This window comes from Thermolongibacillus altinsuensis, from assembly GCF_004341205.1.
GTDB lineage: Bacteria > Bacillota > Bacilli > Bacillales > Anoxybacillaceae > Thermolongibacillus > Thermolongibacillus altinsuensis.
On record NZ_SLUL01000011.1, the window covers coordinates 23,754 to 43,313 of the forward strand.

Below are 19,560 nucleotides of genomic sequence, written 5' to 3' on the forward strand. Positions count from 1 at the left end.
ATCATACTGATTTAATTTTTATGTACGTTTAGGGAGAGATTGGATTGTATGCCAAAAAATTGATAAAGCTGCTAGAAAAGCATGTGAAACTGCATAAAGGCTTGTTGGAGTTAGCAAAGAAGAAAACGGAAGCGTTAAAGAAAGGCGACATGGAAGCCCTCAGCGAAATGATGAAAGAAGAACAAACGTATATTGCGGCCATTAATCAAGTTGAGCGGGAGCGGATTCGTGTTGTTGAAGCGATGGTGGGCAAGGAGGACGAGCGGACGTTAACAGCATGTATGGAACGAGTGGACGAACCAGAACGTTCAGCTTTAGAAAGATTGCGAGACAATTTGGCGGCGGTTGTTGCCGAACTTAAAAACGTGAATGAATTAAATCAACAGCTTCTTCAGCAATCGTTGCAGTTTGTCAACATGACATTGGATATGATCATGCCACAGCCGAAAGAAGTGAATTACAGAAAACCAAACATGGCGCCATCTTCCTATGAAGGTAGCCGCTCGTTATTCGATTCAAAAGCTTAGTTTAAAGCATTGGGGGAAAATGTGATGCGATCAACGTTTCATGGCTTAGAAGTAGCCAAACGAGGCATGTTTACGCAGCAATCAGCGTTATATGTAACCGGACATAATATTGCCAATGCGAATACACCTGGTTATTCGCGCCAACGCGTTAATTTTGTGCAAACAGAACCATATCCGCCGGCTTCGATGAACCGTCCGCAAATTCCGGGACAAATGGGGACGGGAGTCCAAGCAGGTTCCATTGAGCGGGTGCGTGAAAGCTTTTTAGATATTCAATATCGCGGGGAAAATAACAAGCTTGGATACTGGGAAGCGCGAGCAGATGCCCTAAAAAAAATGGAAGATATCATGAACGAGCCATCAGACAGCGGTTTAGCGAAAACGATGGATCAATTTTGGCAATCGTTGCAAGATTTAAGCGTGAATCCGGAAAATGAAGGGGCGCGTTCGGTCGTTCGTCAACGCGGGTTGGCGGTTGTTGAAACGTTTCATTATTTACATGACTCGTTATCGCAAATTAAAAAGGATTTAGGACACGAAATCGGTGTAACAATTACAGAAATTAACTCTCTGGCAAAACAAATCAGCCAAATCAACCAGCAAATCAGCGAAGTCGAGCCGAACGGCTATTTGCCAAATGATTTATACGATGAACGCGATCGTTTGGTTGACGAACTGTCAAAATTAGTGAACGTGCAGGTTGAGAAAGTTTCAAGCGGCGGAAATGCGTTAAAGATTGCTGAAGGAACGTATAATATTTATCTAGTGGATAGTAATGGGAATCCGATTTTAGATAGTAACAACCAAAAAATTTACTTGGTTCAAGGAAATAATACGAATGCATTTTCTCTTCCAAATGGAATCGGAAGCGATATTGACGGAGATGGTGTTAAAGAAACTCCGACAAGTGATATTGGCAATGTGCAAATAGGCGGTGTTTCCATTTCAATCACATCGTTTCCATCTGGAAAATTACTAGGATTGATTGAATCGTTTGGTTATAAAGATGCTTCAGGAAATGTAAAAGGCATTTATCCAGAGATGATTAACAATCTAGATAATCTAGCGTATACGTTTGGTACGATATTTAATGAGGTTCATAAAAAGGGAAAAGGGGTGGATGGCAGTACAAATGTTAATTTTTTCGTTGGATTAACAGCTACAGATGCTGCTAAGAACATTAATTTATCACCAGTAATCGACGATCTTTCGAAAATTGCGGCATCAACGGATGGCAAACCGGGAAATGGAAACAATGCTCTTAACTTAGCAAGTGTTGGACAAATACTTTTATCTTCTTTATCTTCTGGAGCAGTAACATTATTAGATAATATAACTGTAAACTTATCTACACTTCCTTTAACGAGTGGTACAATTAAATCTAACTACGAGGGTTGGATTGGAAAGCTTGGTGTGGATGGACAACAAGCGGAACGTATGAAAAACAACAGCGAAGTGTTGCGGCAATCCGTAGAAGAGCGTCGCCAATCAGTCAGCTCTGTCTCGCTTGATGAGGAAATGACAAACATGATTAAATTTCAACATGCATACAACGCAGCGGCACGTCAAATTACTGCCATCGATGAAATGCTCGATAAAATTATTAACGGTATGGGCATTGTAGGAAGGTAGGTGAACTAAGATGCGCGTAACGCAAGGAATGTTAACAGGGAATATGCTTAGAAACTTAAGTGCCAGTTATGCGCGACTAGGCAAATATCAAGATCAACTGGCAACAGGGAAAAAAATTAATCGTCCTTCCGATGATCCAGTTATCGCGATGAAAGGAATGGTATATCGCACGAACCTAACGGAAGTTGAACAGTATAAACGAAACTTCTCCGAAGCATACAATTGGATTGAAAACTCAGATGCAGCGCTTGATAAAGCGACGCAAACACTACAACGCATTCGCGAGCTTGTGGTACAAGCGAGCAACGATACGTATGAATCGAGCCAACGTGCAGCGATTGCGCAAGAGGTTCAGCAGCTGACAGACCATCTCGTTTCGATTGCAAACACAAAAGTTGGAGATAAATACATTTTTAATGGAACTGATACACTTACAAAGCCTGTTGATTTAACCCAGGCTTCTCCGGTTACATCAAATAATACTAGTGAGGTAAAAATTGAATTATCAAAAGGGATTTATATTCCAGTAAACGTCAATCCGACAAAAGTATTTAATTACGACAATACGGCAAAAGGAAAAGGATTATTTAGTGATTTAGAATTTTTAAATAATGACTTAAATGATGCGACAAAATCAGGAAAAGATATAAGCCAATACCTTGGTTATATTGATCAGCATATTAATAATTTGCTTAACGCTCGTGCAGAATTGGGTGCTCGTTTGAATCGAATTGAGTTAATGGAAGAAAGAATTGACCAACAGGAAGTCATCGCCAACCGCATTTTATCGGATAACGAAGATGCTGACATTGAACGTGTGATCACCGATTTAAAAACGCAAGAAAGCGTGCATCGCGCTGCGCTAGGTGTCGGTGCCCGCATTATTCAACCGACGCTTCTTGACTTTTTACGTTAAGCTATCTTGTGAGGACAAGATAGCTTTTCCTCTAGGAGGGAATGAAATATGCAGCTGCCGCAAATTCGTTTACAATCTACCTTTGCAAAAATCGCGATCGAGACAACGCCGCCTGTGCAGGAAATTAAACAGCCGCCAGCCGAGCTTGACCTGCATCAACCTCCGACGGAAATGAAGATTGAAACGACACCAGCCAAACTAACCATTGACCAAACGAAAGCATGGGAAGATATGGATTTGAAACATATTTTCCGCCGTATTGAAGAATTTGCACAACAAGGTTATGAAGACTGGTTGGAAGGCATTGCCCGCGTGTCTCGACAGGGCGATGAATTAATGAGGATTGAAGACGGCGGTAATCCGATCGCCGAGCAGGCAAAAGAAAACGGTGAGGATCCAATATATGATTTCAATATTGGCTGGATTCCTTCTCTCTTCAGTGTAAAAACGCATTTTGAACCAGCGAAAGTGCACATAGATGTCAAAGTCAATAAACCGATTAATAGCACAAAAATAAACAAGCCGATTATCAACTATACACCTGGAAAAGTGACGATCGATCTTGCGCAGCGCAATTCGTTAAAAATTGATTTCGTCAACTTACGATTTGTTGGTACTAATTTTGAAATTTCAATTTAATAAAAAGGTGTGAAATGATGAAAATTAGCACAAAATATCATGGTGAAGTTGAAATTAATGAAAAAGATATTTTTGATTTCGTGTATGGCATTCCTGGTTTCTTAGACGAAAAACAATTTGTCTTATTGACGATTGAGGATAGCCCGTTTGTTATTTTACAATCAGTTAAAACGCCATCACTTGGTTTTGTGATGATTGATCCATTTACATATTTTAAAGATTATGACTTCGAGCTTGATGAGCAGTCAGTTGCCCAACTGCAGCTGTCTTCGGAAAGAGAAGTCGCGGTATATGTCATTCTCACTGTTGCCGATCCGTTTGACAATACAACCGCCAACTTGCAAGCGCCGATTGTGTTGAACTATGAAAAGAAACTCGGCAAACAGGTAATTTTAACAAACACACCGTACAAAACGAAACATCGTCTCTTTCCAGAAAAAGTGACGAAATAAAGGAGGCGGGAGCAGATGCTTGTTTTAACACGCAAACTAAAAGAAGCGATTCAAATCGGTGATGACATCGAAATCACCATCCTCTCCATCCAAGGCGATCAAGTGAAGCTTGGCATCAACGCGCCGAAACACGTCGAAATTCATCGGAAAGAAGTTTATCTCGCCATTCAAAAAGAGAATAGTGAAGCGTCTCTCGCCTCTAAAAATTTACTACAAAAATTAAATGAACAAATAAAACGATCCCTCTAACAAAACTAGAGGGATTTTTGTTTTTATACAAAAATGGACAATTTTTTATAAAAAAATTCTATAAAAGTATTAAACAAGGATAATTTACTGACGATAATAAAAGTGGAAGCAGGATAGAGACGAAAGGCGGCCGACTTTCTTCCTATCCGCAAATCTATCATTCCACAAGGATGTGGAAGAAAAAATTTCAAGGAGGAAAAGGATATGAGAATTAATCACAATATTTCAGCGTTGAACACATATCGTCAATTAGCGTTCAACAATACGCAAGCAGCAAAAAACATGGAAAAACTTTCTTCTGGTCTTCGTATTAACCGCGCTGGCGACGACGCGGCAGGTCTTGCGATCTCGGAAAAAATGCGCGGGCAAATTCGTGGATTGGAAATGGCTGCGAAGAACTCACAAGACGCAATCTCGTTAATCCAAACAGCAGAAGGGGCATTAAACGAGACTCATGCAATCCTGCAACGCATGCGTGAGTTAGCGGTTCAAGGTGCGAACGACACAAATACTACTGCAGACCGCGACAACATCCAAGACGAGTTAAACCAATTGCTGTCTGAAATTGACCGCATTGCTAATACTACAGAATTTAACACGAAAAAGTTATTAAACGGTGGTTTCAGTGCTACATTCCAAGTAGGTGCAAACGATAACCAAATCATTACGTTGTCTATTAATACAATGAACGCTTCGTCACTTACGATTTCCGGTATATCTGTTGGTTCAAACTCACTAGCTAGCCAAGCTATTGCATCTATTGATAGTGCAATTAGTGCAGTATCTAAAGAACGTTCTAAACTTGGTGCATATCAAAACCGTTTAGAGCACACAATTAATAACTTAGGAACATCTGCAGAAAACTTAACAGCTGCTGAATCTCGTATCCGTGACGTTGATTATGCCTTAGTTGCCTAAGCAGCGACAGGCACAGTCGTCCTAGCTGGAAACGGCTAGGAGTATCACCGGGTGAATTGCTGGAAACCCCTTAGAGCCTTTGACGCCACAACGTAGCTGGAAACGGCAAGCGTGATGGCTTGAGAAGTCAAAGGATTGGGCAACCAGCAGCCAAGCTCCTGTCCCGAAAGGGTGGAGAAGGTTCAACGACTAGGACATACCGCCTAAGGCGAGAAGCTATGGCGATGAAGTCCGTAGGGTGGACAGGATTCCTCCATCGTCCTGTATCATCCGAAGCGCCCGGCCCCTAACAGGTAAAGCTGAGGGTGAAGATGTAGTCTTGTCCCTACACGAAAGTGAGGGTGGCACGATGGCCAAAGAAATGATGGAGTTCACGAAGAATAACATCCTTACTCAAGCAGCACAAGCGATGTTGGCTCAAGCAAATCAGCAGCCACAAGCAGTTCTTCAATTACTTCGCTAATATAATCAAGTCCCTCTTCTTAGAAGAGGGACGTTTAAAAAAGTATCGTGTCTTTCCGACGATAAGAATGACACGATATTTTTTTAAGCGAGTTAATTAAAAAAAGGATGTGTACCATGAAACCGTTATTATCGTTATGTATGATTGTGAAAAATGAAGAAAAAGTACTAAAACGTTGTCTTGATTCTGTATATGGTATTGTTGATGAAATCGTTATTGTTGATACTGGCTCAACTGATTCTACAAAAGAAATTGCTCTAAAGTATGTAGATAAAATATATGAATTTGAGTGGACAAATAGCTTTGCAGATGCCCGAAATTACGCACAGAAGCAGGCGAATGGAGAATGGATCTTGGTTCTTGATGCAGATGAGTATGTTGATAGGGAAAGTTTGCAACAATTAATAACGATATTAAAAAACTCAAAAGAAGATATAGATGGTTATGATGTAACAATCTATAACTTTATGGGGACGTATGGAGAGCGTGTTCTTCAGCACAATAGTACAAGAATATATCGAAACGCTCCGAATATTTCTTATTACCGTTCGATTCATGAACAGCTCAAAAAAGAGGGGGAAGAAGGTCTAATAACGGAATCAATTCCTTTTATTATTTATCATTCGGGATATATGGTTCAAACTGTTAAAGAAAAGAATAAGCATGATCGAAATGCACCGTTGCTTGAAAAAGAGCTAAGTTCTTCTGAAAGTGGATTTGATTACTTCAATCTAGCTAATGAATATATTTCCAAAGCAGAAGTTGAGGAGGCGTTAAAATATTATTTAAAGGCCTATAAGTTGAAGCCCGACTTTAGGTTTAACTGGGTTTCTATGTGTGTTGTTCAAATTATTTTGTGTTTGAAATATTTAGAAAGATTTCATGATGCTTTGAATGTGATAAGTGATGCTGAGAATATTTACAGTGAGACTCCAGATTTTAAATATTTAAGAGGTGAAATTTACTACCTGCAGCATAGATACGATGATGCCTTAGAAGTTTTAACAGAGTTAGTAAACAATAAACATAAATATCAAAAATTTATAAAGAGCATCGAGTATTTAGAGTATGATCCGCACATTTTACTTGGGCATATTTACAAATATAAAGGAAATATCCAAGAGGCTGTTCGTCATTATACTAGTGCGTTGTCTATAAATAATAAAAGCTATGAAGCGTTATATAATGTTTTAGGGTTATTGGCTAAATTTCATTCTGAAGATGAGATTATCCAATTCCTAGAAAAAAGAAATTGGTTTATTAATGAAAGAGATATATCACTGCTGTTAAGAATTGTCCTTAGCCTAGGTCTGGAAACGGTTGCTGAATATTATATTTCCAAGTTAAAAGAAGAGACACTTAGAAAAGGATTTCAAATTAAGCTAAATATTATAAAAGGGGAATACGAAGAAGCGATTAAACAATTAATGAGCGGTTCTTTATATTCGTTAGAAACTTATATAAAGAATGGTTGTTTAGATTTATATGATATTTTAATTGCTTCCCTAGGCGCTGGAAAATCAGAGGTTATTCGGCTGTTAATCCATATTGTTCGTGATGAAAAAGAAAAAGAATTTTTATTATTTATCATAAATGAAACAGATCATATCCCAGAACAGACTTTTTATTTGCAGCTGATTGAACGAACGCTCCAGCTTAAAAAGTATGATTTATTCGAACAATTAATATCCCTAAAAGATAAGTTTGAAAATAAAATTAATCTTTATCTCGGTCATCTGCTTCATCGTTATGAATTTATTGAGGTCGCTCTGGACTTTTATCAAAGTGTTGAGGATTTTAATGATTTAGATGCGCAAGGTTTTGCAAATATTATCGAAGGATTAGCAATCAGAAACCAAATTACAGAGGCGATCCAGTACGGATTATTAGGAATTAATTTTGGTCATAACGATTTTCGATTATATAAATATGTATTAGAGTTAATGAAACTAAACGGAATGACGTCGGAAAGAAACAATATATTGGAAAAAGCAAAAAATATTTACCCTGATAGTAAATGGTTGATGCAACAGGGGAATTAAGAGGGAGACTTACATGAAAACTAGTATTATCATTCTCACTCACAATCAATTGGATTATACAAAACAGTGCATAGAAAGTATTGATAAATATACAAAAGAAGGAAGTTACGAAATTATTATCGTTGATAACCACTCTACTGATGGTACGGTAGAGTGGTTAAAACAACAAAATAACTTGAAGGTAATCTTCAATAATGAAAATCTAGGTTTTCCAAAAGGATGTAATCAAGGAATTGAGATTGCGACGGGGGAAAACATTCTTCTTTTAAACAATGATACGATAGTCACGAAAAATTGGTTGGATAATTTATTGACATGTTTATATAGCTCTGATGATATTGGAGCAGTAGGACCAGTAACTAATTCGGCGGCTTATTATTCAACCATTCCTGTAAACTATACGTCGATTGATGAAATGCATCAATTTGCTGCAAGTTATAATGTATCAGATCCTAATAAATGGGAAGAACGGTTAAAACTCATTGGTTTTTGCATGCTGATTAAAAAAGAAGCGGTTGATAAAGTCGGTTTACTTGATGAACGGTTTACACCAGGGAATTTCGAGGATGATGATTATTCTGTTCGTTTGCGTAAAGCAGGATACCGTTTAATGCTTTGTAAAGATACGTTTATTCATCACTATGGGAGTGTATCCTGGGAAAAGTATGCAGATACATTTAACAGAGTTTTGCCTGAAAACGAAAAAAAATTTAAGGAAAAATGGGGGACAGATGTAAATTCATACAGAATTGAGCACGAAATGGTTGAGTTGATTACTGCTTCTAAAGAAAAAGCCATTCAAGTTCTCCACATTGGTTGCGGATCGGGTGGCACTTTATTAAAAGTGAAACATGAATATCCTTTAGCACAATTATATGGTATAGAGAACAATCCCTTTTCAATTGAAGAAGCCAGCCGATTTGCTAGAGTTACTAGCAGTTTTGAGGATGAGGAGATACGGGAAAGAAAGTTTGATGTCATTTTATTTAGTGATAATGATAATGACTTTAAGATAGATGAATCGTTATTAAAATTTGTTAAAGAACATCTTAAGAAAAATGGGATATTTATTGCTAAAGTTCCTAATATTGGCCACTATCTAGTGATTCAAGATTTGTTAAATGGTCATAATCCTTGTGAGAAATGTAACATGTATAGTTTTTCACAAATTAAAAATTTACTAAAGAATGCTGGTTTTAAAGTTTCAATATCTGGCTTAAAACCTTTTATTAGCGATGATCAACAGCAATTTATCAATAAACTTATTGCTGTGCGTGGCGATGCTATTCGCCCGATGTTAGAATCAAGCTACTTTTTAGTTTCTGGTCAATTAGAGAATGGGCAACTTTTGTCTTTACTAAATAAATTAGCTTCGGAACAAAGTAATGACTCAAAAGTATTAGAAGAGTTAAATCATTATCCAATGGAACACATTATTACTACAGTTAAAGAAAATTATCATTCATCTGTTACCATGCTTAATAAAATTGCTATTGAAAATTTTGCGGCAGGAAATCATGAACACGTTCTTCCTTATCTGCAAGCTGCTTTTGAGGAAGAACCAGATAATACGGATACTCTTTATAACTTAGCGTTTGTGTTAAATGCATATGGAGAGAAAGAATTAGCTAACCGATATCTTTCTCTAATTAAGAATCCGGATGATGAAGTACAAAAATTATTTGAAGAAATAAATGAAAGACCATTAAAAAAGATTCAAGAGCTAAAATTTTTATTGCGCCGACTAGAATTCGACATAGATTTAGAAGAAACAAAACAGATGATTGTTCATAAACTTACGCAAAATGAAATAGAAGAACAATTAATTAAAGAAGTGATAAATACAAGTATCATTGACAAAATCAAAGTATTGCAATCGATAGCCATTATCTGTTTTGAGCAGGGACTTCATGAGCAAGTATTACCGTATTTGCAAGCAGCTTATGAACTCGATAAAGCTAACGAGGATACTCTCTATAATCTCGGTTATGTATTGTTATATTATGGAGAAAACGAATTGGCAGAAAGATTTTTACAGCAAATTCAGCAACCTGACGAACAAGTATTAGATTTATTAAGGGTTGCAAGAGGAGAGTCTTTGTGATGAATGACAAAAAAATTGCGTTTATTTATTGTGTTAATAATCGAGCTTTATATGAAGAATCTGTTCGTTATGTAAAATCTCTTCATGTGCCAAAGGGATATGAAATTGAATTTATTGCTATCGAAGGTGCTTCAAGTATTACTTCAGGGTACAACCAAGGAATGAGGAAGACTGATGCAAAGTATAAAGTGTATTTGCATCAGGATGTGTTTATAGTTAACAAAAATTTTATTATAGATATTTTAGACATTTTTCAAAAATATTCCGAAGTTGGAATGATTGGTGTTGTTGGATCACAATCCGTACCTTTTAATGGTATTTGGTGGGAAAGTGAAAAAAAAGTTGGTAAAGTTTATGATAATCATAACGGTAAAATGGAATTATTGAAATTTACAGACATAGAAGCAGAATTTTCAGAAGTTCAGGTTATAGACGGATTAATAATGATTACTCAATATGATCTCCAATGGAGAGAGGATTTATTCAAAGGATGGCATTTTTATGATGCATCGCATAGCTTGGAGTTTATAAGAAAAGGATATAAAGTGGTTGTGCCCAGTCAGTCTGAACCTTGGTGTGTGCATGATTGTGGGATTATTCATTTAAAAGATGATTACGACTATGATCGAGAAATATTTTGTCGAGAGTATTTATTATCTAAAAGTTTAAATTTTGATAAAATTATGAAACCTATTATTTCAATTTGTATTCCGACTTATAATCGCCAAAAAGAAATTGAGAAAAGCATTATTTCTATTGTTTCTCAAATAAATGATGAGCGTGTTGAGATTATTGTATCGGATAACGCTTCTACAGATTCCACTCAAGAAATCGTCCGATTTTATTCTAAAAAATATAAAAACATTAAGTATGTTAGGAATGAGCAGAATTTAGGTTCGGAGCGAAATATTATTAATGCACTTAACCAAGCTTCAGGAACTTATATTTTGTTACATGGAGATGACGACTACTTTAAGCAAGATTCATTATGTAGATTACTTAATATTGTAACCAATAATCCACAATGTTCGCTTTTTTTCATTGATGTTTTAAATGATAAAAAAGATGTAACTTTTGGCAAAGGGTTGGATCAATATTTAAAAGAAACATCGATTTATTCAACTTTTATATCTTCTATTATGTTTAAGAAAGAATATTATTTAAATATTAAAAACCCTACTTTGTTTATAGGAAGCTTTATTAATCAAGTATATATACAGTATAAAATTTTGCAACAAAATCCGCATTTTTGTATCATTCGAGATGCTATTTTTACACAAGAGGGCAATGATATTATTGGCTACAATTATGGAGAAGTATTTATTAAAAATTACTTAGATATTTTACACTATTTTAAAGGTGACAATTCGGTGAAATTTTTAACTGAGGAAACAATTAAACAGGAGAAGAAAAAAATGTTGGAAACTACGATTTTCTATTGGTATCGCTACATTTTGCGTAATAAACCACCTGTGAGTCTTGACTATTTTGACGATATATTTGTTGAGTATTACAAAGATGAACCGTATTTCGTAACAGCAAAATCCATTTTTGAAAGAATCAAATATGAAGAGATGCAACATTAGAATCATTTTAGAAAAGGAGTACTTGAATAATGAAGGTTGTAATTTTAGCAGGTGGATTCGGTACTCGTATTAGCGAAGAGTCACATTTAAGACCGAAACCTATGGTTGAAATTGGGGGAAAACCTATACTTTGGCATATTATGAAACTATATTCTTATTATGGGTTTAATGATTTTATTATTTGTCTGGGTTACAAAGGTTATTATATTAAAGAATATTTTGCTCATTACTTTTTACATGAGTCGGATGTAACCTTCGATTTTAGAAATAATAATCAACAAATCATACACAATCATTCAGCAGAGCCATGGAAAGTTACCCTTGTAAACACAGGAATTAACACAATGACAGGTGGACGAATTAAAAGAATACAAAACTATATTGGGAACGAAACATTTTTGGTTACATACGGAGACGGTGTATCTAACGTGAATATTCAAGAGTTAGTGTCTTATCATAAAGAACACGGAAAATACGCGACTGTTACCTCTGTTCAGCCTGCTGGAAGGTTCGGAGCACTTAGTTTATCTGAAAAAAATGAGGTTCTCGGTTTTCATGAAAAACCAAAAGGGGATGGGCACTGGATTAATGCGGGCTTCTTTGTGTTTGAACCGGAAGTGTTTGATTATTTAAAAGATGATAATACTGTTCTTGAATTAGAACCGTTACAAAATTTAGCGTTTGATAATCAGCTTATTGCGTACAAACATTATGATTTTTGGCATCCAATGGATACTCTTCGTGATAAAAAACATTTAGAGGAGTTATGGGATAGCGGTAAAGCACCTTGGAAAGTTTGGGGTTGATAAATATGTATTACGATTTTTGGAAAGGAAAAAAGGTATTTATTACAGGACATACAGGGTTTAAAGGAACTTGGCTATCTCTATGGTTGACAAAATTAGGGGCTCATGTTACCGGATATGCTTTACCACCTGATGAGGAAAATTCTCTTTTTTATTTATGTAAAACGGATCAGATGGTTGATTCTTATTTTGGCGATGTCCGTGATTATGAGAAACTTCAAACTTGTCTCTTGCAAGCAAAACCAGACATTGTTATACACTTAGCTGCTCAGCCATTAGTAAGAGAATCTTATCGAAATCCGGTTGATACTTACTCTATCAATGTGATGGGAACAGTTCATTTATTAGATTCTGTTAGGAAATGTGATTGTGTAAGAGCTGTTGTCAATGTTACTACAGATAAGTGTTATGAAAATCATGAATGGCTTTGGTCATATAGAGAAAACGATGCGCTAGGTGGCAAAGATCCGTATTCTAATAGTAAAGCATGTTCAGAGTTTGTAACAAACGCTTATCGCAATTCGTTCTTTTCACCTAAACAGTATGCTAAACATGGGGTTGCCCTTGCTTCTGCAAGAGCAGGAAATGTTATCGGAGGGGGAGATTGGGCAAAAGAAAGGCTTATACCAGACTGTTTTAGGGCTATTCTTAATAAGGAAACGCTTGTGATAAGGAATCCAAAGGCTATTCGCCCTTGGCAGCATGTTTTAGAACCTTTAAGTGGATATTTAATTCTTGCAGAATACTTGTACGAGTATGGACCTGATTATGGCGAGGCATGGAATTTTGGACCAAAAGAAGATAATCGAACAGTTGAGTGGATTGTTCAATATATCAGTAAAATATGGAAAAATGAAATAGACTATAAAGTTATCGAAGATGAAAAGCAATTTCGTGAGGCAACATACTTAAGGCTTGACTGGGCTAAAGCTAAAAATCGGTTAAATTGGCAGCCAAAATGGCAAATTGAAAGAGCTTTAGACATGACAATGAAATGGCTTGAAGCTTATATAAGAGATGAAGACATTGCAACAATATGCTTTAAGCAAATCGAAGAATACATGAACAACTAAATAGAAGGTGAGAAAGATGAATTTTGACAACAAAGAAGAAGAGCTTAGAAAGCAAGTTATTAAAGCGGCAGTGCAGTACTATAATGAAGTTCATAAAAAAAAGAATTCATTTAAATTTAAATCAGGTGATACAATCCCTTACGCAGGAAGAGTATTTGATGAGAGGGAAATTGTTAATTTAATTGATGCTTCTCTCGATTTTTGGCTTACAACTGGACGTTATGCGAGACAATTTGAAAAAGAGTTTGCTAAATTTTTGGGTGTAAAATATTGTTTGCTAACGAATTCTGGTTCTTCTGCTAATCTCCTTGCTTTTATGGCTCTAACGTCTCCGCTTTTGGGGGAAAGACGTATTAGGAGAGGGGACGAAGTTATTACAGTAGCTTGTAGTTTTCCAACTACTGTTGCCCCTATTATTCAATATGGAGCAGTTCCTGTTTTTCTTGATGTTGAACTGCCTAGTTATAATATTGATTGTTCAATGTTGGAAGAGGCCTTATCTGAAAAAACGAAAGCTGTTATGATTGCACATACTCTTGGAAATCCATTTAATTTACAAATAATTAAGGAATTTTGCGATCGACATGGTTTATGGCTTATTGAAGATAACTGCGATGCTTTAGGATCACGATATTATTACGATGGAAAGTGGCGTTATACAGGAACAATAGGTGATATAGGGACTTCAAGTTTCTATCCTCCTCATCATATTACAATGGGAGAAGGAGGGGCAGTTTATACGAATAATCCGCTACTTAAAAGAATTATTGAATCTCTTAGGGATTGGGGGAGAGACTGTTGGTGTCCTTCAGGAAAAGACAATACTTGTTGTAAACGATTCGAACAACAATTAGGAGAGTTGCCTTACGGCTATGATCATAAATATATATATTCTCACTTTGGCTATAACTTAAAAGTCACTGATATGCAAGCCGCCGTTGGTTGTGCTCAAATCGAGAAAATTCCACAGTTTGTCATAGCACGAAAACAAAACTGGGAAAAATTAAGAGAAGGTTTAAGGTCATTGAAGCATTACTTTATATTGCCAGAGCCTGCCGAGAATTCTGATCCGAGTTGGTTTGGATTTTTGCTGACAGTCAAAAAAGATGCTCCTTTTACAAGAAAAGAAATTATTAAATATTTAGAGTCTAATGGTATTCAAACTAGAATGTTATTCGCTGGTAATATTGTTAAGCATCCGTGTTTTGATGAATTACGCGAAAGTGGAACAGGTTATAGAATAGTTGGTGAGCTAAAAAATACAGATTATATTCTTAATAATACATTTTGGATTGGAGTCTATCCTGGATTAACAGAAGATATGATAAATTTCATTGTTTCGAAGTTTTATGAATTTACTAATGTATTCAAGGGGGAACTCAAGTAATGAATAAAGTTTTAGAACAAGATTTTCTTGAGATTCTCCCGTATATTGATAAAAAGGCACTTTATCGTTCAAAGTGGTTAATTACGGGAGCTACAGGAGTAATTGGGGCTTATTTAGTAGCTTTTTTAAGTTGGTTAAATGAATATGAGCAGAATAATGAAATGGAAATTACGATAGTACATCGAAGTGATGGTATAGAACAACATCCAATTATAGGTTCTTTATGCGATAGGGATTATATATCTTTTTGGAAAGCGGATTTAAGCAGAGAATTTATTGTACCTAACTTAGAAAAATATAATTATGTAATCCATGCTGCATCTAATGCAGCGCCTAAAGCATACTTGAATGACCCAATTGGTACGATTAATGCTAACGTTAAGGCAACTGAATATTTTTTAAACGGATTGAAAAACAGTAAACAACTTAAATGCTTTTTATATGTGAGTTCAGGAGAAATTTATGGGGAACCAGAAATTGTTCCTACTCCAGAAGAATATATTGGAAAAACAAACCATTTGCATACAAGATCATGTTATGTGGAGGCAAAAAGATTTGCTGAAGTACTATGTATAAACTATTATCGTCAGTATAAAATACCTGTTAAAATTATTCGTCCTATTCATGTATTTGGACCAGGTTTTAAAAAAGATGATGGAAGAGTGTGGGCAGATTTTATTAACAATGTAGTGAATGGGGAAAATATTGAAGTGTTGAGTAACGGAAGAGCTGAACGAGGCTTTTGTTACATTGCTGGAGCCATAACTCAAGTATTTGCTGTTATTCAGAAGGGACAAAATGGAGAATGTTACAATATCGGCAGTGATAGGCTTGTTTCTATTAAAGAATTGGCGCATATCATTTCTAAAATTGGTGCTTTTGTGCTTGGGAAAAATACACAAGTTGTGATAAAAAAACAAGTGCTACCTCATCTTTTGGGTAGTCCAAATATATCATGCCCAAATATTGAAAAAGTTCAGCAACTTTCGCCAACCTTGAATATTGATTTACAAGAAGGTATTACCAGAATTCTGAAATGGATGTTGCTTGAAAATCAGAAAAGGAGAGCTTAAAATGAGTAACTATCATTGCATAGAAGTATGTCGAGCTTGTCAAAGTGACCTTTTATTTGAAATATATAAAAAAAATGACATTCCTATTGCTGGAATTTATACAAATCAAGACAATTATGTTAATATTCATTCTCCGATAACCATTATGATATGTGAACACTGCAGGCTTGTTCAATTAAAAGAAACAATTGATTCAAGTGTATATACAGAATACCATTTTGTTGGTAACTCTTCTTCTTCGTATGAATTCTATTTGAATCAGTTAGCTCGTCAACTTGTGGAACAGTTTTATTTGAAGGAAAAAGATATTTTTGAAATAGGAGCAAGCAATGGTGTATTGTTAAAGTATTTAAGGAGATACGGAGAAAATAATGTTTTTGGAATTGAGCCCTCTATTAAGTTGTGTGAAGACGCAAAAGGTTTTGATATACATTTAGATCAAGGTTATTTTGACCGAAGTTATGTAAATGAGCTAAATAACAAATATGATTGCGTGATTATTAGACATGTTTTAGAGCATATTGACCATTTACGAGAAGTTATATTTCTAATTAGCGAAATTTTGAAGGACGATGGAATTGTTGTTGTGGAAGTTCCAAGTATCAATGAGATGGTTCGAAAAAGAAATTACTCTAACGTTTTTCATGAGCATTTGAATTACTTTTCGGAACAAACACTAAATTATTTATTTACAAAAATAGGTTTTGAACCGTTTTTTACTAAAAACGTAGATATTCATGGTGGAGCAATATTTTCCGTATATAAAAAAGCACAAGATTTCATAAAAGTAACAAACGAAACAGCACAAGTAGAGATAGATGAAATAATATCTTTTTTTGTAGAATCCGACCAATATTATAAAGATATAAGAAAAATAGTTTTAGACTTAATAGAAAAAGGTAAAACTGTCCATGGATTTGGAGCATCTCATCGGACATTTACTATTTTAGGATACGCAAATCTTGATAAAGGGCATATACCATATATATATGATAATAATTCATTATTACATGGAAAAGTACTAAATGGATTTGGAAATGTTATTGTGTCTCCTACTTTTATCCAAAAATTTTCTCCAGATGCTATCGTTATTTTTGCCACTTCATATGAAAAGGAAATTAGGGAAGAATTGAAAAATAAATACGGATATAAGGGTGAAATAATATCTATCAGACAAGAGGTAGTATCTAAATGAATATGTATGTGAGAAATATCCGAAAATCGATATTGGATATGATGTACAGATCTAAGTCATCTCATATTGGCTCGTGTTTTTCTATCGTCGAGATATTGTATACCTTGTACTTTAAAGTTTTAAACATCCAAGGATCAACTTATAAATTAGAAGCAAAGGATAAGTTTATTTTAAGTAAAGCGCATGGAAGTGCTGCATTATATGCTACATTAGCAGAAAGAGGATTTTTCAGTAAGGAAAGATTGCGGGAATATTATGTAGACGGTGGTTCACTTCCTGGGCATTTAGATATGTTGTCTGTGCCAGGAGTAGAAGTTTCTGCTGGCTCACTTGGACATGGACTATCAATTGGAACAGGGATAGCAATTGCAAAAAAACAAGAATGTAAAAGCGAGCATGTATATGTGTTATTAGGGGATGGAGAATGTAATGAGGGGAGTGTTTGGGAGGCAGCTATGCTTGCTGCGCATCTGCAGCTGACAAATTTAACTGCTATAGTGGACTATAATAAATTTCAAGGATTTGGAAAAACGAATGAAGTTATTAATCAACGAAATTTAAATGAAAGATGGCTTGCTTTTGGTTGGGAAGTAATAGAAGTTGACGGACATAACATTGAAAAGTTAGAGGAGGCACTTAAAGCTGTTCAAAAAGGGCCAAAAGTTCTTATTGCCCATACTATCAAGGGTAAGGGAGTATCTTTTATGGAAAATAAACTCGAGTGGCATTATAAATCGCCTAATGATCAAGAATACTTATTAGCATTAAAGGAAATGGAAGATATGTTATGAGAAATGCATTTATTCATTCATTAATCGAAGAAGCTCGGAGAAATAAAGATATATTTTTAATTACTCCAGATCTCGGTTTTTCGGTACTGGAAAAATTCGCAGAGGAGTTTCCAGATAGATTTCTGAATGTTGGAATTGCTGAGCAGAATGCTATTGGTGTAGCATCAGGTTTAGCGATTTCAGGAAAAGTTGTTTATGTATATAGTATTATCCCGTTTGTGACAATGAGATGTTTTGAGCAAGTAAGAATCGATGTTGCTTATATGAATTCAAATGTCCGATTAGTCGGGGTGGGAGCAGGTTTGTCTTACGGACCATCAGGAGCTACTCATCATGCTATAGAGGATATTGCGATTATGCGAGCTTTACCTAATATGACAGTTTGTTGTCCTGGAGATCCTTTAGAAGTGAGACAAATTTTAAAAGAAAGTGTGCAGTATCAAGGACCAATGTATATTCGTTTGGCTAAAAGCGGAGAACCACAAATTCATTCGAATGATACAGAAGTCAAAATTGGTAAAGCGATTGTTGTCTGTGAGGGAGAGGACTTAGCTATTTTGGCAACGAGTAATATGCTTGAAACGGCATACAAGGTAACTTGCTCGTTAAAGGAAAAAGGAATTCATTGCTGTCTTATCAGTGTTCCTACACTAAAACCATTCGATTATCAAACAATCAATGAATTAATTAATAGAAATATTCCTATAGTTACATTGGAAGAGCATAGTGTCATTGGAGGACTAGGAAGCATTGTGGCTGAACAAATTGCTGAAAGTGGAAAAGGTGTTAAATTTAAGCGGCTTGGAATTCCAGACAGTTACTCTCATTATGTAGGAAGCCACGTATATTTGAGAGAAAAATTTAGATTAAGTGAAAATCAAATCATTACAACTCTTGAATCGTTCATTTATAAAAAAACTCTATAAGGAAGAGGTTATCTAGTTTATGAAAGGCATCATCCTCGCAGGTGGGACGGGCTCTCGTCTTTATCCGTTAACAAAAGTGACAAATAAACACTTGCTACCAGTCGGCAAATATCCGATGATTTACCATGCAATTTATAAACTGAAAGAGGCTAATATTACTGACATTCTAATTGTAACCGGTCGTGAACATATGGGGGATGTTGTGAATCTTTTAGGAAGTGGTTCTGAATTTGATGTTGAGTTTACATATAAAGTACAGGATCAAGCTGGTGGAATTGCGCAAGCGCTAGGATTATGTGAAGCGTTCGTTGGCAATGATTTAATGACAGTTATTTTAGGGGACAATGTATTTTCTGACAGCATTGTTCCTTATGTTGAAAACTTTAAAAAACAGGCAGCAGGAGCGAAAATTTTAATTAAAGAAGTTAAGGATCCTGAACGATTTGGGGTACCTGAACTTGAAGGTGATCGAATTAAGAGTATTGAAGAAAAGCCAAAGAAGCCTAAAAGCCGGTATGCAGTTACGGGAATTTATATGTATGATGCTAAAGTATTTGACATTATTAAAACGTTAAAACCGTCCGCACGCGGCGAATTAGAAATTACGGATGTGAATAATGCTTACATTGAACGAAATGAACTTACGTATGATATTTTGAATGGATGGTGGACGGATGCCGGTACGCATGCATCCTATTTGCGAGCCAATGAACTTGCTAAAGATGTCGATTTCGGTAGCTTGTTTAATAAGAATATGAAAATAATTGAAGGATGAAACCAT

General features: G+C 35.6%; 18 protein-coding genes and 1 pseudogene. All 19 read left to right on the top strand.

What is annotated here, in order from left to right; translation table 11 throughout:
- Positions 1 to 44: 44 nt before the first annotated feature.
- The 19 genes and pseudogenes from EDD69_RS10530 to EDD69_RS10620 all read left to right on the top strand — a co-directional run bounded on the left by EDD69_RS10530 (position 45) and on the right by EDD69_RS10620 (position 19,554).
- Positions 45 to 527, top strand: coding sequence for a flagellar protein FlgN (locus tag EDD69_RS10530; RefSeq protein ID WP_132948920.1), 483 nt, complete (start codon positions 45 to 47; stop codon positions 525 to 527).
- Between the two features lie 24 nt (positions 528 to 551).
- Positions 552 to 2,159 (top strand): flagellar hook-associated protein FlgK, encoded by a 1,608-nt coding sequence (gene flgK / locus EDD69_RS10535; RefSeq protein ID WP_132948921.1) that lies wholly within the window; start codon positions 552 to 554, stop codon positions 2,157 to 2,159.
- Positions 2,160 to 2,169: 10 nt separating this feature from the next.
- The gene (gene flgL, locus EDD69_RS10540; protein WP_132948922.1) at positions 2,170 to 3,075 is read left to right on the top strand and encodes a flagellar hook-associated protein FlgL; all 906 of its coding nucleotides are present in this window, start codon (positions 2,170 to 2,172) and stop codon (positions 3,073 to 3,075) included.
- A gap of 48 nt (positions 3,076 to 3,123) precedes the next feature.
- Entirely contained in the window at positions 3,124 to 3,714 is a 591-nt protein-coding gene (locus tag EDD69_RS10545; RefSeq protein ID WP_132948923.1) for a DUF6470 family protein, read from the top strand.
- A 17-nt stretch (positions 3,715 to 3,731) separates the two neighbouring features.
- Positions 3,732 to 4,166 (top strand): flagellar assembly protein FliW, encoded by a 435-nt coding sequence (gene fliW / locus EDD69_RS10550; protein WP_132948924.1) that lies wholly within the window; start codon positions 3,732 to 3,734, stop codon positions 4,164 to 4,166.
- Between the two features lie 15 nt (positions 4,167 to 4,181).
- Entirely contained in the window at positions 4,182 to 4,415 is a 234-nt protein-coding gene (gene csrA, locus EDD69_RS10555; RefSeq protein ID WP_132948925.1) for a carbon storage regulator CsrA, read from the top strand.
- A 204-nt stretch (positions 4,416 to 4,619) separates the two neighbouring features.
- On the top strand, positions 4,620 to 5,333 hold the full coding sequence (locus EDD69_RS10560) for a flagellin N-terminal helical domain-containing protein (RefSeq protein ID WP_132948926.1): 714 nt from the start codon (positions 4,620 to 4,622) through the stop codon (positions 5,331 to 5,333).
- A gap of 346 nt (positions 5,334 to 5,679) precedes the next feature.
- Positions 5,680 to 5,796: pseudogene (locus EDD69_RS15575) on the top strand (flagellin); the annotation flags it as partial.
- 116 nt (positions 5,797 to 5,912) lie between these two features.
- Positions 5,913 to 7,838: a glycosyltransferase gene (locus EDD69_RS10570; protein ID WP_243643099.1), complete on the top strand. Its 1,926-nt coding sequence runs from the start codon at positions 5,913 to 5,915 to the stop codon at positions 7,836 to 7,838.
- A 13-nt stretch (positions 7,839 to 7,851) separates the two neighbouring features.
- Positions 7,852 to 9,942: a glycosyltransferase gene (locus EDD69_RS10575; RefSeq protein ID WP_132948928.1), complete on the top strand. Its 2,091-nt coding sequence runs from the start codon at positions 7,852 to 7,854 to the stop codon at positions 9,940 to 9,942.
- Entirely contained in the window at positions 9,942 to 11,528 is a 1,587-nt protein-coding gene (locus tag EDD69_RS10580) for a glycosyltransferase (RefSeq protein WP_132948929.1), read from the top strand. Before EDD69_RS10575 ends, EDD69_RS10580 begins: the two co-directional genes overlap by 1 nt.
- Positions 11,529 to 11,557: 29 nt before the next feature.
- The gene (rfbF, locus tag EDD69_RS10585; RefSeq protein WP_132948930.1) at positions 11,558 to 12,334 is read left to right on the top strand and encodes a glucose-1-phosphate cytidylyltransferase; all 777 of its coding nucleotides are present in this window, start codon (positions 11,558 to 11,560) and stop codon (positions 12,332 to 12,334) included.
- A gap of 5 nt (positions 12,335 to 12,339) precedes the next feature.
- Positions 12,340 to 13,407, top strand: a complete 1,068-nt coding sequence (gene rfbG / locus EDD69_RS10590) for a CDP-glucose 4,6-dehydratase (protein ID WP_132948931.1) — start codon at positions 12,340 to 12,342, stop codon at positions 13,405 to 13,407.
- A gap of 16 nt (positions 13,408 to 13,423) precedes the next feature.
- On the top strand, positions 13,424 to 14,794 hold the full coding sequence (gene rfbH, locus EDD69_RS10595; RefSeq protein WP_132948932.1) for a lipopolysaccharide biosynthesis protein RfbH: 1,371 nt from the start codon (positions 13,424 to 13,426) through the stop codon (positions 14,792 to 14,794).
- On the top strand, positions 14,794 to 15,867 hold the full coding sequence (locus EDD69_RS10600; protein WP_132948933.1) for an NAD-dependent epimerase/dehydratase family protein: 1,074 nt from the start codon (positions 14,794 to 14,796) through the stop codon (positions 15,865 to 15,867). The genes rfbH and EDD69_RS10600 overlap by 1 nt, the downstream gene beginning before the upstream one ends.
- A gap of 1 nt (position 15,868) precedes the next feature.
- The gene (locus EDD69_RS10605; RefSeq protein WP_132948934.1) at positions 15,869 to 17,062 is read left to right on the top strand and encodes a class I SAM-dependent methyltransferase; all 1,194 of its coding nucleotides are present in this window, start codon (positions 15,869 to 15,871) and stop codon (positions 17,060 to 17,062) included.
- Positions 17,059 to 17,853, top strand: coding sequence for a transketolase (locus tag EDD69_RS10610; RefSeq protein WP_132948935.1), 795 nt, complete (start codon positions 17,059 to 17,061; stop codon positions 17,851 to 17,853). The genes EDD69_RS10605 and EDD69_RS10610 overlap by 4 nt, the downstream gene beginning before the upstream one ends.
- Positions 17,850 to 18,779: a transketolase family protein gene (locus tag EDD69_RS10615; RefSeq protein ID WP_132948936.1), complete on the top strand. Its 930-nt coding sequence runs from the start codon at positions 17,850 to 17,852 to the stop codon at positions 18,777 to 18,779. The genes EDD69_RS10610 and EDD69_RS10615 overlap by 4 nt, the downstream gene beginning before the upstream one ends.
- A gap of 19 nt (positions 18,780 to 18,798) precedes the next feature.
- A complete protein-coding gene (locus EDD69_RS10620) occupies positions 18,799 to 19,554 on the top strand; it encodes a sugar phosphate nucleotidyltransferase (RefSeq protein WP_132948937.1) in 756 nt (251 codons plus the stop codon).
- Positions 19,555 to 19,560 lie beyond the last annotated feature (6 nt).